Below are 14,812 nucleotides of genomic sequence, written 5' to 3'. Positions count from 1 at the left end.
TCCCGCCGCTCACTCGAGCCGCAGTCGCCGCAGCAGCATCGCGTTGACCGCCACCGCGACCGTCGACAGGCTCATGAACACCGCGCCCATGGCCGGTGAGAGCAGGAGTCCCCACGCGGCGCCGACGCCTGCCGCCAGTGGCAGGGCGACGGTGTTGTACCCGGTCGCCCAGAACAGGTTCTGGACCATCTTCCGGTAGGTGGCTCGCGATACTTGCAGCGCACCCGCCACGTCCAGCGGATCGTCTTCGATCAGGACCAGGTCCGCCGACTCGATGGCGACGTTGGTACCGGCTCCGATGGCCACGCCCAGATCGGCTTCCAGCAGCGCCGGGGCATCGTTGATGCCGTCGCCCACAAAGGCCGTCGGACCTTCCTGCTTGAGCTGGCGAACGATCTTCGCCTTTTCTTCCGGCAATACCCGGGCGTGGTACCGCTGGATCCCCAGTTCCGAGGCGACCGAGCGGGCCACCGCCTCCGCGTCGCCGGTGATCATCACGACCTGGATGCCCATCTGCCGCAGCCTGTGCACGGCCTCCCGGGCCCGCCCCCGCACTTTGTCGGCCAGGGCGAACAAGGCCAGTGCGCCCTGCTCGTCCATCAGGGCGATGACGCTCTCGCCGCGAGCTTCCGCTTCATCCAGACCCCGGCGCAATGCGACGGGCAGTTCCAGCCCGAGCTCGGCGATCCACTCGGGGCGACCGATCCGATAGACCTTCCCACCCACCGAACCGATCACCCCCTTGCCGGCGACCACCCGGAAGTCCTCCGCCGCCGGGACTTGCAGATTCCGCTGGTCCGCCAGTTCGACCACCGCCCGGGCGAGGGGGTGCTCAGAACGCCGTTCCAGCGCCGCGCCGATGCGCAAGGCTTCCTCTTCCGGCAAGCCGGCTGTGTAGATGCGGCGCACGCCGAACTTGCCTTCCGTCAGCGTGCCCGTCTTGTCGAAGGCAACGATCTTCAGGTCCCGTGCCCGCTCGAAAGCTTCCCGGTTCCGCACCAGGATGCCGGCGCGCGCCGCCATCGACGTGGCGTTGACCGTCACCAGCGGAATCGCCAATCCGAGGGCGTGGGGGCAGGCGATGACCAGCACGGCCACCGCCCGCGTCAGCGCGAAGTCCAGGGGCTCCCCGGACGCCCACCAGGCCAGGAAGGTCAGGGCGCCGGCGCCGATGGCGATGTAGGTCAACCAGCCCGCCGCCCGGTCGGCCAGGTTCTGAAAGCGGCTGCGGGACGCCTGGGCTTCCCGCACCAGGCGCTGGATCTGGCTCAGGGTCGTGTCGTCGCCGGTGCGCGTGACCCGGACCGTCAGGGCGCCTTCGCCGTTGACCGACCCGGCGACCACCTCGTCGCCCGGTTCCTTGGGAACCGGCCGCGATTCCCCGGTCAGGAACGCCTCGTTGACACTGGAGCTGCCTTCCTCGACCACACCGTCCACCGGTACCTGCTCGCCGGGCCGGATCAGAATGCGATCCCCTTCCTTCAGCTGTTCCACCGGCACGTCGGTCACCGTACCGCCTTCCAGCTTGTGGGCCCGGGAGGGTACCAGCGCCGCCAGGTGCTCCAGCGCCCGGCTGGCTCCCTGGACCGACGACATCTCGATCCAGTGGCCGAGCAGCATGATGGTCACCAGTGTGGCCAGCTCCCAGTACAGCGGCATCCCCTTGAAGCCAAAGGTCACCGCCACGCTGTAGACGAAGGCCACCGTGATGGCCAGCGAGATGAGGGTCATCATGCCCGGGGCGCGCGCCCGCAGCTCGTGAGCCGCGCCTTTGATGAACACCAGTCCGCCGTACACGTAAATGGCAGTGGCCAGGAGGGCTTGGACCCATTCCGCCCCGGGAAATTGGACCGCCCGGTAGCCCAGCCATTCCTGGGTGAGGGGTGCGAAGTAGAGGATCGGCACGGTGAGAGCAAGACAGACCCAGAACCGGTCCCGGAACATCTCCGGGCTGTGACCCGCGTGCTTGTCGTGGGCGCCGTGGTGGTCATGGGCACCGTGATGATGGTCTACACTTTGCGCGTCGCGGAGGTCACGGCCGTGGACACCTTTCTCAAGCCCTTGGGCTTCGGATGCAGAGACGGCCCTTTGAAGTGGAGATCGACCACCGTCGCTCCGGGAAGGCTTGTCCTCCGGCGAAACACTCTTCGCCGCAGGATGGGAAGGGTGGTGATGGTGGTGATGCGGGTGATGGGGTGGATGGGAGTGCACCGGATCGTGCGGGGCGTGCTCACCGCGATGGCGGTGTGGGCTCGATTCATCCATGTCATCGACGACCTCCTATGACCCTATGACCGGTCCGGCCACCTGGGGGATGACGGCTGTCGACGACACGATACCCCTACGAGGTATCACAGCCATGAATAACTTACCATCCGACGGGTGGGGAAGCAAGACGAGAGCCGGCCATCCCACGCCGACCCCGCGGCGGTCGGCCGTGGGGCACCGGCCGCTGTAGCGCGGCCTTCCGACGCCGATCGAGGAGGAGCGGCGAAGGAAAGCCCCGTCCTCCCGCACCCGGGATACGGGGCCGCACCGGGCGTTGATCGAGCATGGCGGGGGTGGAACAACCCCGGCGCGAGAGCGGAAGGCCGCTGGAGGATCCAGCGGCCTTCCGCTGCGCTGTCCCAGTCCCGTCCCGCCACGCGGCGAACGCGGTCACGCGGCCATCCGCCGGCACTCCTCGGCGCACGCGCGGCACTCGCGCGCGCACTCCTGGCAGTGCTCGTCTTGGAACCGGCCGCATTCCTGGGCGCAGGCTTCACAGATCTCGGCACAGACCCGGCAAATGGCCCCGGCAAAGTCGCTGCCTCGGGACATCACCCGGGAAGCCAGCGCACAAATGTCTGCACAATCGCGCAACAGCTGCACGCACCGGCCGCGCTGCGCGGCGTCCGGCTCCTTCAGGCAGGCCGTCAGGCATTGCTCGCAGGCCTGCATGCAGCTGTTGCAGGCGTCAATGCACTTTTTGTACTGCTGCACGTCCGTGTGAACAACCGCCACCCCGATACCCCCTTTCTTCCATAGGCTAGGATCGTGCCGGCCCGATTCCCGCGCCGGCACGATCCCCGTGGATAACGTCCTGCCAGGGCCGTCGCGCCATGCTGGCAATATACGGAACGAGAGACGGGTACCTCTCCGGGTTCTTCACTTCGTGACGGTGCTTGTCGCGCAAGGCTTCCGCCCGGGCCTCACACCGGACGCAGAGGCAGCCAAACGCGGAACGTCGCCCCTTGCCCGCATCTGCTTTCCGCATGGACCCGGCCACCGTGCAGCTCGACGATGCGCCTGACGATGGCCAAGCCGAGCCCCGCCCCTCCGCCGGCGCGGGAGCGCGACTTGTCGACCCGGTAGAGGCGCTCCCAGATATGCGGCAAGTCGTCGGGTGGAATGCCTTCCCCCGTGTCCCGCACGGTCACCACCGCCTCCCTCCCCTCGCGGCCGATGCTAACCGTCACCTCTCCTCCGGAAGGGGTGTGCCGGCGCGCATTGTCCAGCAGGTTGATCCACACTTGTTCCAGCCGTTCGCCGTCACCGTCCACCCAAAGATCCTCCGACGCATCCACCCGGAGGTTCACACCCTTTTCCGCAAAGGCCGGCAACAGGCGCGCCACCACCGCTTTGACGGTCTGGCCCACTTCCACCGGCTGGCGACGGAGGGAGAAGGTCGGCTCCTCCAGGCGCACCAGGGTGAACAGGTCCTGAAGGAGGCGGGTCAACCGGCCCGCCTCCTGGTGAATGGTGGCCGCCATCACCCGGCGCTGGGCTTCGTCCCCGTAACCTTTGACGAGGGCCTCGCTGTAACCCTGGATGTACGTCAGCGGAGTCCGCAGTTCGTGCGATACGTCGGCCAGGAACGCCGACTGCTGGGCGCGGTACGTTTGCAGGCTTTGGGCCATCCGGTTGATGGAAGCGGCCAGGCGAGCGATCTCGTCGTTGCCACGAATCGCCACGCGCTGCGTGTAGTCCCCTGCGGCAATGGCGGACGTGACGGCCGTCATCTGCCGCAACGGTCGGGTCAATCGTCTCGACAACACGACCGTCACCGCCGTTGCCAAGACCGCCATGATGCCGAGGGCGATCCAGCTGGCGACCTTGAACGCCTCCAGGTCACGTCGGAAGGGTTCCGTGGGTTCGAAGAGGACCACCGTGGCCACCCACTCACCGTTTCTGAACACGGGCGACCATACAACGAGGTAGGGTTCCTCTCGCCAGTCGCCACTGACGACGGCCCCTTCCGGCGTGGCGAGGGCACGGCCGTCTACCTGGAGGTAGCGCGCCTGCTCGGGGCCCAGCGGTTCCGAGGACGCCAGGACCGTTCCCCCACGATCCACGACGGCTGCGATCAGGGGGGTCTGTCGCTCCATGGCGACCACGTGGTTCAGGGCCTCCGGCCCCCACCGGCCGCTGAGCGCTTCGGCATGCCCGTGGCCGCGGTGCAATAGATCCGCCGCCGCCTGGGCCACCAGGGAGCGGCTGAAGACCACGTAGAGGACGGCGAGCAGGATCAGGCAGAGCGAGCTGAACAGGGCGAACAACAATAGCCCCAGTTTGGTCGACAGTTGCAGACGACTCATGGGATGGTCCCACCACGTCCGTCGTGTTGCGGGTTCAAACGGTACCCGATGCTGCGCACGGTCTCGATCAGGTGCCGGGAACAGCCGGCTGCGACCAATTTGGCGCGCAACGTCTTGACGTGGGTGTCGACGGTGCGCACGTCGCCGTCGTAATCCCAGCCCCATACCCGCTCGATGATCCGCGCGCGGTCCAGCACCTGCCCCGGATGCCGTGCCAACAAGGCCAGGAGATCGAACTCCTTAGGCGTCAGATTCAAACGGCGTCCATGGCAGTATGCCTCCCGGGCCGGCACGTCGATGAGCAGGGGCCCGGCGATCACCCGGTCGGCCGGTCGCCCCTCGACCCTTGGGGTGCGGCGCAGGACCGCTCGAATGCGGGCCAACAGTTCTTCTTCTGCAAAGGGTTTGACGAGGTAGTCGTCCGCCCCGGCTTCGAGACCGGAGACCCGGTCCCGGACGTCGTCCCGGGCCGTCAGCATGATGAGCGGAACATCACTCTCCCTCCGGAGGATCCGGCACACCGCCCAGCCGTCGATGCCCGGCAGCATGATGTCCAGCAGAACCAGATCCGGTCGCTCGGTCCGGACGCGCTCCAATGCCTCATACCCGTCTTCCGCCTCGGAGACCGCAAACCCGTGCTGCTCGAGGAACAGCCGGAGCAAGGCGCGCATCGGAGCCTCGTCGTCGACCACCAGGATGCGCATGGTCTGCCCTCCCCGCCGCCTGGAGGATGCAGCGGCCCCGTTCCCCGGAACGCACCACCGGCCGCTGATCCCCGATCCGCTCCCCTTCAGCTTGACAACGGCGGCATCGACGGACAACCCGGCCTTGGCCGGCGCGCATCGTTTCCGTCCCAACAATCGAGTAGGAGGGGCCGGTCACGGCCCCGTCCTCTCACACCACCCGGCATGCGGGTCCGCACCGGGCGGTTCGTCGAGCATGGCGAAGTGGGTGGTAGTACTGGGTCAGGCTCAGCAGCCCCTGGGCAAGCCAGTAGCGCTTGCCCAGGGCGCTGTTGAGCGGGCCACCGGCCATGGCCCAATAACCCCGGCGCGAAAAGGCCCACTGCCGGGCCTTCCACTCGGGATGTCCCAGGGCGCGGAGTTCCCGCAAACGGGTGCGGGGCCGTTTCCATTGCTTCCAAAGGCACGCCTGCAAGCGTCGCCGGAGCCAACCTTCCACGGTATCGAGGAGGCTTGCCATGTCCGCAATCCGGAAGTACGCAAGCCAGCCCCGCAGGTAAGTGTTGATCCGGCGGATCCGCTCGGCCATGGAAACGGACCACGTCCGGCTGGTCAGGGTGCGAAGCCGGTCTTTGAGCCGCTGCACCGTTTGGGGGGCCACCCGCAGGCGGACGCCGTCCCGGCCGTGATACATGCTGAAGCCGAGGAACTTGCGTCGCCACGGCCGATCAACCGCGCTCTTTTGTTCGTTGACCTTGAGCCGAAGCCGCTGCTCGAGGAAGCGCCGTACGCCTGCCATGACCCGGTGCCCTGCCCGTTCCGAGCGGACGTAGATGTTGCAATCGTCCGCATAACGGACAAAGCGGTGTCCCCGCCGTTCCAGCTCTTTGTCCAGGTCGTCGAGAAGGATGTTGGCCAAGAGCGGGCTGAGGGGGCCGCCCTGGGGCGTCCCCTCTTCCGTCCGCACCTTCACCCCACCGACCATCACGCCGGCCTGCAGGTAGCGGCGGATCAGCATGCGGACGCGCTTGTCCGCGACCTTCCGCATCACCCGGGCCATCAGGACGTCATGGTTCACCCGGTCAAAGAACTGTTCGAGGTCCAGGTCGACCACCCAGGCGTACCCTTCCTCGACGTGCCGCCGCGCCGCTTCGACTGCCTGGTGGGCGGAGCGTCCCGGCCGAAAGCCATAGCTGTGCTCCGAAAAGTCGGGGTCGAAGATCGGCGTCAGCACCTGCAGCAAAGCCTGCTGGATCAGGCGGTCCAGGACGGTCGGAATCCCCAGGAGGCGCGTGCCGCCTCCGGGTTTGGGGATCGCCACCCGGCGGACGGGCTGCGGCTGGTAGGTTCCCGCCAGCAGCTGGGCGCGCACCTGCGGCCACCGCTCCCGCAGAAAACCCCGCAGTTGTTCGACGGTCATGCCGTCGATACCCGGCGCGCCCCGGTTCTGCTCGACCCGTCGTAGGGCGGCCCCCATGTTCTCCCGGGCCACCACCTGCTCCATCAGGTCCACGCCACCACGTCCTCCGCGGGGAGGGGCGCCGGTCTGTCCCGGCCGGGTGCTCCGCTCTCACCCAGGCCCCGGTGGGATTCACCACCGCTTCCTGGGCGAGGCCCTCTCGGGTTGGCTGCTCTCCTCGCACCCGGCGCGAACGCGCCAACACCCTCCCGGACTCGACGTTCGGCCCTTCCCGCCGGCCCGGCCGGCGGTACTACGGCCTCTGCTGACTCCTGCCGGCTCAGCCGCGCCTTGCGGTCGCGGGTTGCCAGCTCCGCTGGCCTACCGGCAGGCCTCCCCGGGTAAGAGCGAGCACTTTCGTCGCACACCCGCCGCGTTTACAGCGCCGCCCTTCGGCCCATCTCGGGCTTCGCTGTGTTGTGCCAGCTCGCCCAGACGGCGCCGCCTCGCCCGCGGTTCCTGGTCGTCGGGTCGCGACTTTGCCTCCGGCTTCCTTCGGATCCCGCGTCGCCGCGGGCACCCTTGCCTTCGGCTAGCGGTTGTACGGGGCCACCCTCCGCAGGGGACTTTCACCCCTTAGCACTCGCCCATGCCGGGCGCACACAAACGGAAGACCAGAAGGGAGGCACCCCTTCTGGTCTTCCGCGTCCCGCAACGGCCGGCGTCATTCCGGCCTGGCGTCGGGTTCCGGCTGCACGTTGCTGACGTACCCGTCGTAGAGCACCTGTGTCACCATGCCGCCCGCGGCGTGATGCAACTCGTGGCAATGGAACACCCAGTTGCCCGGGTTGTCCGCACGGAAGGCAATCACGTATTCTTCGCCGGGCTTGACGTTCAGCGTGTCCTTGATCACCGGGGCACCCGTCAACGGCTTTCCGTTTCTGCTCAGAACCTGGAAGAAGTGTCCATGGAGGTGCATCGGGTGCTCATCCGTCGGGGAGCGGTTCACGATGCGTACCTGTACCAGATCGCCCTCCTTAACGCGGATGGGCGGCGTGTCCGGGAACGTCTTGCCGTTGATGGTGTAGATGACCCCGTTCTCGCCCATGCCCGTGCCCAGCTCCATCGTGTACTGGACGTCATATTCCTGGTCCAGGGTGAAGGGCCCCTGCTCATCCTGCCCATAATTCAGCAAATCGACCACCGGAAGCTGTGCCGTCTCGTTGGGCTGGCCCGTCTGCTGCGAGGCGCCGTCGTAGGCGATGGCCACCTTCATCCCCGAAGCGGCCGCAGCGCCCGCGTCGTGGGCCTCAAGGTACCACGTACCCGGATTGTCCGCCGCAAAGGCGATGTCGACACGCTCACCGGGCGCGATCGAGATCAGTTGATCCTTCAACGGTCGGCCCCCGGCCACGGGCTGACCGTCGCGGGCCACCACGGTGAAGGAATGCCCGTGGAGATGCAGGTCATGCCGGAGGTAGCCCATGTTGATCAGGCGGATCCGAACCCGTTCCCCTTCCTTCACCGTCAGGGGCTGTACCAGGGAACCCGACTTGCCGTTGATGGTGAAGATGTCGTACTGCATCGTGTGCATGGGCATCGACATATCCTGCGGGCTACCCATCCCGTCGTTCTTCGTGTCCCCGGACATGCCCGGCATGTCGCCCATACCCTGCATGCCCTGCATGCCCTGCATTCCCTGCATGCCCTGCATGCCCTGCATGCCCTGCGCTTCCGTTCCCTGGCTCGATTGGCCGGACATGCCCCCCATGCTCCCGTGATCCATATCGGTCCCGGCCGGCTCTGCGTCGCTTTCTCCCGCCTTGGTCCACTCGTCGAGAATCAGCGTGAAATCACGATCGTACGCGGACTCGGGTTCCTCCACCACCAGCGCACCGTAGAGTCCCCTGTCGACCTGTTCGGCGCTCTCCTGGTGGGAATGGTACATGTACGTCCCCGCAACGGTCGCCTTGAACTCGTATACGAACTCCTCGCCCGGCTTGACCAGGTTTTGCGTCACACCCGGTACACCATCCATTTCATTGGGGACCGGATACCCGTGCCAGTGGATCGTCGTCGGGACCGGAAGCTCGTTCTTGAACCGCACGCGAATCGTCTCTCCCTGCTTGACCCGGATTTCCGGTCCCGGGACGCTGCCGTTGTAGGCCCAGACTTCCTTCTCGACGCCCGGGGCGACTTCCAGCCTCGCCGGCTTGGCCACCAGGCGGATCTCACCGGTTTCATCGGGACGCAAGATCGCCGGCGCCGTCGCCATCTCGCTGCCGGCGGTGTCGACCGGTGCCGCGCCGTCGCCGCCGCCCGCTGTGGGGCCGGCCGGTCCGACGCTCGAGCAGCCGGCCAGCAAGGCCAGCCCCGCGGCAAGCAACGCCGCGGTCCATCTCCTCCGCAACACGCGCATCGCTGGCTCCTCCTCGATGAGAGTGGAACTCTGAACCCGCCTCGACGGGTTCGACCACCCCGCTTGGCCGCTCGGGCCGCCACTGCGCGCTCCGATGCGGCCCGATGCGGCCCGCGCCGGCGATTTTAGGCCAGTCGTGTGAGAAGCGTGTGAAGAACGAGGGGAGAGCGTGCGCCCCACGGTGGCGAGGCGCCCTGCCTCGCCGGGGCGCGGCGCTGCACGCCACCTTGCCGTGCGCCGCGTCTGGCGCTTCCTTGCTGAGGAGGGTCACGGTTCCTTGACGACGGGGTGCTGCGGTTCCCCGCGCTCCGCTCTCCCGCGGGCCCGTGCGATGGCCACGGCGGCCCCATAGGCCAGCAGGCCGGTGATCGCGGCCATGACCTGGAAACGGCTGATGCCGCCAAGCATGACCGCTGCCGGGCGGAAGAAATCCGCTCCGACAGCCGCCACGCTGGCCAGAACGACGCCAGCCAAAGCGGCATGGCCCGGGAACGAAGCCAGTGGACGCAAGCGGGCGAGGATCCCTGCCGCCAGCACGAGACCCGTCGCCAGGGGAAATGCGCGCGGGTCGCGCAGCCCCAGCGCGACGACGCCCAGGCCCAGAAGCAACGGCGTCGCGACCACGTCAAGAACGGCCGGGATCTCGCGCCACCGCCGCGCCAAGGGACCGGCCAACAGCAAGGCTCCGATCAAGGCCCCGATCGCGGCGGTGGAACCGCCGGGCCAGGCGATCAGCAGGCGGGGGTTGTGGATGTAACTGGACGGCGAGCCCAGGATGTCGGCTGCCTTGGCGCCCAGCAAGAGACCGATGGCCACCCGTGTGAACAGCCGGTCGACGAGGGCCGGATCGGCAACCGGGGAAGGGGCCTGCGGGGAATGCGGCACCGTGGCCGGGGACGGTGCGGGCGCCGCCGGTCCCGCCGGGCCGGCGCGCGCGTCCGCTCGCTCGGCGAGCTTGACCGCGAGGACGTACGCCACCAGCGTACCGGCCACAGTGGCCAGGGGCCCGGTCGGGAAAGCCAGCGGGCCGAGGCCGATCACGTCAGGTAGAACCGGCAGCGACAAGCACCGTCCCTCCCTTGTCGACCATGCAGCGCGGGGCACCCGCCGGGGCTCACCCTCCCTGGCGCGCCCGTTCTACGTAGCTTTCCATGACCGGCAGGCTCATCGGCCCGATATACTTTGCCCAGACGATGCCATCCGGCCCGATGAAGTAGCTGGTCGGCAGGTAGACCACCCTGTAGATGCGGGCCACACGGCTGCCCGCATCGTAAGGAACGCGCCAGGTGAAGCCGTTCCGCTCCATGAAGGCCTTGACCTCGGCGGGCGTGGCCGGATCGCTGGTGTTCACGCCCAGCACCACCAGGTCCGGGACGCCCTTGTCGACCAGCCGCTGGATCTCCGGCATCTCCTCGCGGCAGGGCGGGCACCAGGTGGCCCAGAAGTTCAGGAAGACCACCTTGCCGCGGTAATCCGAAAGCCGCACCGTGCGACCCGTGACGTCCTGCAGTTCGAAGTCGGGTGCGGGCATGCCGACGGCGATCACCGGCGGGGACGGTTCCTGCGCCGTCCCGCCCTGCCCGGCGGGCGGCGGCGTCCCCTCGGGCGCCGGTGCCAGGCGCAAGTCCCCCGGCGGAGGGGCCGAAGGCGCCTCCGGCCTAAGGCTTCCGCCGGCAAGCAACATGGCCACGAGCAGCAGGACAGCTCCCCCGAGAATCCGGTTCATCGAGACCCTCCCCGTACCGGCGCGGCCGCGGCCCGAGGGGGCGCAGCGGCGGATCGACTATGAACGGCCGCCTCCCGGAGAACGGCCGCCGCCTGGACCACGCCCGCCTCCGGGAACGCGAAACAGGGGCAACGCGCCGTCCCCGGATGTCACCATGCAAGCACCCTTCCTCGTGTCTACACCGGGCGCCGCGCCACACCGAAAGCCTGCGGCCTGACGGGACCACCCACCGACAGGTCGAACCGCTCCAGCTCCTCCAGGACGAAGCCCGCGGCCTCGATCACCTCCGTCGTCCGCCGGTTGGGATGGCATCCGGCGGCGACGAAGCGCCATACCGGGGTCAGGCGGTCCTGCCAGCGGGCCGCCCGTTCATCCCGGGCCCGCACGTGTTCGAGGAACCGGAAGGTCCCGCCCGGCCGGAGCACCCGGAAGACCTCGCGCAAGGCCCGCTCCAGGTCGCTGACGCTGCAGAATACATGGGTGGCCACCGCGGTATCGAAGGATTGATCCGCAAAGGGCATGTTCTCCGCCGGAGCGGCGACCAGTTCCATGGGGATGCCGAGGCGGCGGGCCCGGGCCGCCGCCCGCCGGCGCATGTGGGGGTCGGGCTCAAGCCCGACCAGCCGCGTGATTCGCTCCATCCGGTAAAACGGCAGGTTGAGGCCCGTACCGACACCGATCTCCAGGACACGGCCGGTCGCCCCACCCGCCACGCGCCGGCGCCAGGGATCGATCAGGGGCGCCGCCGGGCGCTGGAACAGGTCGTACACGGCCGCGAAGAATGGGTGGCCTGCCACGGTGACTCCTCCCCTGGCCGTGGTCGTACCGGGTTCGGGAGTTCCCGGCCGCGATGCCGAAGACCCGCCCACCCCGCAACCGTACCGGCGGCCCGGCGTCGGGGTAGGCTTCTCGCTCCGGCCCGACCCCTCCTACCTTTTCACCGGACACCCTTCATTTCATTGTACCCCCCGGTCCCTCCGCTGCGGCGTTCCCCGGGGACGCCGGGTTGCCGCTTCGGAGCCCCCCGGGAGGCCGTTGGACGGCAACCACGGGATGGGATCGAAAGCCCCTGCCGCGCATACGGCATAAGTGACGGCCCGGGCGGAAGGCCACCCCTGGAAACTATCCCCCTTCTCCGCGCCTGACAGTGGCCTGTGCAGCCCGCTCGCGGCCCGCCGCACCTCGGCATCACGGGGAGGTGGCGCGGTGCTTGGTGACGCCCTGTTCCAGCGTTCGGCCTGGGCCGGGCTGATCGGGAGCTTCCTCGACCACAGCCTGTCGCTGCACGGGTTGCTGGCAACCGTGCTCGCCCTGGCCGCGCCGCTGACGGTGCGGCCCGCGGCGGAGGAGGAACATGCGGCCATGACCCTGGCCGGGCTTGGCGCTCTCGCCGGGAGCGCCCTGGCGGCGGCATCGACGACGTTCATGGACCTCTGGTCCGGCACGGCGGCGCACGGGCTCTCCGCCAGCGTGATGATCACCATGGGCGCGTCCATGGGCGGCATGCTGGGTGGCGGCTGGCACCTCTGGCGGTGGCGACGTCACCGCTGATCTTCGCCCGGAGCCCACCGCGGGCCACCCCGTGGGACGGAGGCACGGTCGGCAGGAGAGCAAGGTCCGCTGCCCAGAAGCGCCCGGCGGGCAAGCGCACTGGTCAGGCAAGCCCCCTCCTACCCCCGCACCGCACCGTGGGCGTCCCCTGCCGGCTCTTCCATGCCAACCGTGCGTGGCCAACCTTGCGCGGAACCAGCCCCTACGGCGGTAACAGGAAGCGGGGTGGACGCCACTGCCGCGCCGTCTCCCAACGTGGCACCGCGCCCCCACACCTCAACCACGGCCGCCCGGTTGCGCGCCGCGGGCGAAGGCATAGCACGCCTGCAGGATGGTCCACACGACCTCCAGCTCATCGTCGTCCCGGGGACCGTAGACCATCATCGCCGTGGGCGGCAGCCAGCCCCGGCGGGCAACCGGATGCAACTCGCCCCAACCCTTGGCGACCACCACGCGGGCCGTGGCTTCGGGCAGCATGAGATGCAGGCTCCCGTCGTAGGGCGGGTGCAGGTGGGCGAACTCCCGGCCGATCATGAACGCCTCCGGTGGCCCCGCCGCCAGCTCCTCATCGAGGATGAAGGCCCGGGCTCCCGGAACGGAAATCCCGCTAGGCCCCACGCGCACCCCGGGCAGAGCCCGGGCCCGCTCAAACAGCGCCTCCTGCAGCCGGGGGGGAGCGTTCTGGTCCAGCTGCTGGTGGGGGTTCGCCGGGGTGGTCCGGGGCCGTGGACCCCGTCGTTCGGGCAAGGAATCGATCGCCGGCATGGATACCACCATCACCAGGCTCCCTTGTCCATGCCTACTCCACCTCGAAACAGGTGACCGGAGAGGGCAAGCCCGCGATCCGGCGAGAGCCCTCTCCGGTGGCTGCGGTTCGGCCCCTACGGGCCGGTCTAGCGGCAGCACCTACAGGTCGATCCAGCGGCAGGGCGGGCCCCTGCCGGAAGGTTACTGCCCCGGCCCGGCCGGTTCTTCCGTGCTTCCCGGCTGCCCGGGGTGCAGATCCAGCGCCCGCCAGATGGCCGACCAGAGATAGTCCTCCGGCACCGCGCCCTCGAATGAGACACGGTCGTTGATCACCGTCTTGGGCACGGCGAATACCTGGTACTGCTGGGCCAGCTGCGGGTAGGAGGTGGCCTCCACGGCCTCGGCGGTCACCAGCGGGCTCTGCATGGCCAGGTTGATCGCGGAGCGCACGGCCCGCGGGCAATGCGGTCAGGTGGGGGTGAAGAAGACCCGCAGGTGAACGGGCCGGCCCGCCTCGCCAAGCAGGGCCAGAGCTTCGGCCTGGTGACCGGCCTGGCTCCCCGCCCCGCCGGCAGCGGGTGCGTCGCCCCCGGCACCTTCACCGCCGGCGGGCACTGGCGCCGAGGCCTCGATCAGCGCTTCGACCAGCGTCGCGAACTCGTAGCCGAGGGGCGGTCCGACGAACCGCACCCGGCCGCCGGCCCGGCCGTGGAGCACCACCGTGGGCGGCCGCTCGACGCCCAGTTCCCTCGCCCGCTGGCTCTCCCGGTCGATGTCCCTGACCTGGAGGCGGATCGAAGGATGAAGCTGGGCCAGCTCCTTCATCAGCTCGACCGTTTCCTCGCAGCCGGGACACTCGCGGCCGGGAACGAACAGCCGCATGTCACGGGTGAATACCTCCACATCGACGGGGCCCGCCAAGTCCTGGAGCCGTTCCTGCAGCACCTTCCGGTCTTGCTCGCGAATCAGCGCCATGCCATCGCCTCCACTGCGGGAGCCAGCCCGAGCCCCGTCCCTGTCGGCCACGGGGCTCGTAGCCGGGTGTTTGCTTCCCCGGCACGGCCCACCTTTCCGCCAAGGGCACCGGCGCTAGCGGGCGCCGTCATGGCCGCGGCCGCCCGCACCTTCTTGTGACGGCCGCGCGTAACTTCCAGCCCCAGCATAGCCTGGGCGCGGAGGCGGCTCAAGGCACCACCGGCACCGGAGAGGGCCACGCCCTGGCCAGCGGCCGGGACGGCAGGCCGGATACGGGTCCGGACTGGCGGGTTTCCTGCGCGCAGGACACGGGGGCATGCGGGCGCCCCCTGGTGCACCGTCCCCTGTCACTTCGTGGCCGCCGCAGCGCCGCTGGTCATGGCGGTGTGGTGGACCTGACAGAGGCGGATCATCTCGTCATACGACATGTTCATCATGGTCTGGTGCATCGCGTCCATGCCGGCCCCGGCCATGGGTCCCCGGGACGAACCGGCCCTCGCGGCCGCCATGGCCGGATGGTGAACGGCGCGCATGCCCGCCGGCATTAGAGCCCCGTTGCGTCCCCGCGGTCCGGCATTGCCGGACGCGGCCAAGGCGGCGGAGGACACGCCCAGCACGAGAATGAGAACCAGCCCCAACAGCAGCGCCCAACCTCTCCTCACCACGCGCTTCATCCCCTGCACCTCCTGTCACTGGCGCCGGCCGTTCCGCGGCGGGCCAGCCGTTCCGGAGCAG

14 protein-coding genes are annotated in these 14,812 nt (G+C 68.9%); 2 read left to right on the top strand and 12 right to left on the bottom strand.

The window, feature by feature from the left end; all coding sequences use genetic code 11:
* Positions 1–9 precede the first annotated feature (9 nt).
* Positions 10–1,944, bottom strand: coding sequence for a heavy metal translocating P-type ATPase (locus THESUDRAFT_RS04430; RefSeq protein ID WP_242823240.1), 1,935 nt, complete (start codon positions 1,942–1,944; stop codon positions 10–12).
* A gap of 18 nt (positions 1,945–1,962) precedes the next feature.
* On the opposite strand from THESUDRAFT_RS04430, the gene THESUDRAFT_RS14235 reads away from it, so the two are divergent.
* Positions 1,963–2,286, top strand: a complete 324-nt coding sequence (locus THESUDRAFT_RS14235; protein WP_242823239.1) for a hypothetical protein — start codon at positions 1,963–1,965, stop codon at positions 2,284–2,286.
* A gap of 372 nt (positions 2,287–2,658) precedes the next feature.
* Here the strand turns inward: THESUDRAFT_RS14235 and THESUDRAFT_RS04425 are convergent, their stop codons facing one another.
* From THESUDRAFT_RS04425 to THESUDRAFT_RS04390, 8 genes are all read right to left on the bottom strand, one after another.
* Complete coding sequence (locus tag THESUDRAFT_RS04425; RefSeq protein WP_006903533.1) at positions 2,659–3,003, bottom strand: four-helix bundle copper-binding protein; 345 nt, start codon at positions 3,001–3,003, stop codon at positions 2,659–2,661.
* 188 nt (positions 3,004–3,191) lie between these two features.
* Positions 3,192–4,577 carry a sensor histidine kinase gene (locus THESUDRAFT_RS04420; protein WP_006903532.1) on the bottom strand — a complete coding sequence of 462 codons (1,386 nt, stop codon included), beginning with the start codon at positions 4,575–4,577 and terminating at the stop codon, positions 3,192–3,194.
* Positions 4,574–5,281 carry a response regulator transcription factor gene (locus THESUDRAFT_RS04415; protein ID WP_006903531.1) on the bottom strand — a complete coding sequence of 236 codons (708 nt, stop codon included), beginning with the start codon at positions 5,279–5,281 and terminating at the stop codon, positions 4,574–4,576. Before THESUDRAFT_RS04415 ends, THESUDRAFT_RS04420 begins: the two co-directional genes overlap by 4 nt.
* 190 nt (positions 5,282–5,471) lie before the next feature.
* Complete coding sequence (ltrA, locus tag THESUDRAFT_RS04410; protein WP_207635430.1) at positions 5,472–6,764, bottom strand: group II intron reverse transcriptase/maturase; 1,293 nt, start codon at positions 6,762–6,764, stop codon at positions 5,472–5,474.
* Between the two features lie 619 nt (positions 6,765–7,383).
* Positions 7,384–9,078 (bottom strand): multicopper oxidase family protein, encoded by a 1,695-nt coding sequence (locus THESUDRAFT_RS04405; protein WP_006903530.1) that lies wholly within the window; start codon positions 9,076–9,078, stop codon positions 7,384–7,386.
* A 267-nt stretch (positions 9,079–9,345) separates the two neighbouring features.
* A complete protein-coding gene (locus THESUDRAFT_RS04400; RefSeq protein ID WP_006903529.1) occupies positions 9,346–10,143 on the bottom strand; it encodes a hypothetical protein in 798 nt (265 codons plus the stop codon).
* A gap of 49 nt (positions 10,144–10,192) precedes the next feature.
* Positions 10,193–10,804 carry a TlpA family protein disulfide reductase gene (locus tag THESUDRAFT_RS04395; RefSeq protein WP_006903528.1) on the bottom strand — a complete coding sequence of 204 codons (612 nt, stop codon included), beginning with the start codon at positions 10,802–10,804 and terminating at the stop codon, positions 10,193–10,195.
* Positions 10,805–10,980: 176 nt separating this feature from the next.
* Entirely contained in the window at positions 10,981–11,601 is a 621-nt protein-coding gene (locus tag THESUDRAFT_RS04390) for a class I SAM-dependent methyltransferase (RefSeq protein ID WP_006903527.1), read from the bottom strand.
* Positions 11,602–12,010: 409 nt separating this feature from the next.
* On the opposite strand from THESUDRAFT_RS04390, the gene THESUDRAFT_RS04385 reads away from it, so the two are divergent.
* Positions 12,011–12,355: a hypothetical protein gene (locus THESUDRAFT_RS04385; protein WP_006903526.1), complete on the top strand. Its 345-nt coding sequence runs from the start codon at positions 12,011–12,013 to the stop codon at positions 12,353–12,355.
* Positions 12,356–12,631: 276 nt separating this feature from the next.
* Here the strand turns inward: THESUDRAFT_RS04385 and THESUDRAFT_RS04380 are convergent, their stop codons facing one another.
* From THESUDRAFT_RS04380 to THESUDRAFT_RS04370, 3 genes are all read right to left on the bottom strand, one after another.
* Positions 12,632–13,132: a luciferase domain-containing protein gene (locus THESUDRAFT_RS04380; protein WP_006903525.1), complete on the bottom strand. Its 501-nt coding sequence runs from the start codon at positions 13,130–13,132 to the stop codon at positions 12,632–12,634.
* 171 nt (positions 13,133–13,303) lie between these two features.
* Positions 13,304–14,077 carry a thioredoxin family protein gene (locus tag THESUDRAFT_RS04375; protein ID WP_006903524.1) on the bottom strand — a complete coding sequence of 258 codons (774 nt, stop codon included), beginning with the start codon at positions 14,075–14,077 and terminating at the stop codon, positions 13,304–13,306.
* 347 nt (positions 14,078–14,424) lie between these two features.
* Positions 14,425–14,751: a hypothetical protein gene (locus tag THESUDRAFT_RS04370; protein ID WP_006903523.1), complete on the bottom strand. Its 327-nt coding sequence runs from the start codon at positions 14,749–14,751 to the stop codon at positions 14,425–14,427.
* Positions 14,752–14,812: the final 61 nt, after the last annotated feature.

It is taken from the genome of Thermaerobacter subterraneus DSM 13965 (assembly GCF_000183545.2).
Classification (GTDB): Bacteria; Bacillota; Sulfobacillia; order Thermaerobacterales; family Thermaerobacteraceae; genus Thermaerobacter; species Thermaerobacter subterraneus.
Note: the sequence above shows the minus strand (reverse complement) of the source record. Positions and strands in the feature narration are given on the sequence as shown.

What these genes read in the sequence shown, in the direction of transcription:
- THESUDRAFT_RS04430 (WP_242823240.1), bottom strand. Translation starts at nt 1,944, where the DNA reads ATGTTCCGGGACCGGTTCTGGGTCTGTCTTGCTCTCACCGTGCCGATC.
- THESUDRAFT_RS04420 (WP_006903532.1), bottom strand. Translation starts at nt 4,577, where the DNA reads ATGAGTCGTCTGCAACTGTCGACCAAACTGGGGCTATTGTTGTTCGCC.
- THESUDRAFT_RS04415 (WP_006903531.1), bottom strand. Translation starts at nt 5,281, where the DNA reads ATGCGCATCCTGGTGGTCGACGACGAGGCTCCGATGCGCGCCTTGCTC.
- ltrA (WP_207635430.1), bottom strand. Translation starts at nt 6,764, where the DNA reads ATGGAGCAGGTGGTGGCCCGGGAGAACATGGGGGCCGCCCTACGACGG.
- THESUDRAFT_RS04405 (WP_006903530.1), bottom strand. Translation starts at nt 9,078, where the DNA reads ATGCGCGTGTTGCGGAGGAGATGGACCGCGGCGTTGCTTGCCGCGGGG.
- THESUDRAFT_RS04395 (WP_006903528.1), bottom strand. Translation starts at nt 10,804, where the DNA reads ATGAACCGGATTCTCGGGGGAGCTGTCCTGCTGCTCGTGGCCATGTTG.
- THESUDRAFT_RS04380 (WP_006903525.1), bottom strand. Translation starts at nt 13,132, where the DNA reads ATGGTGGTATCCATGCCGGCGATCGATTCCTTGCCCGAACGACGGGGT.
- THESUDRAFT_RS04370 (WP_006903523.1), bottom strand. Translation starts at nt 14,751, where the DNA reads ATGAAGCGCGTGGTGAGGAGAGGTTGGGCGCTGCTGTTGGGGCTGGTT.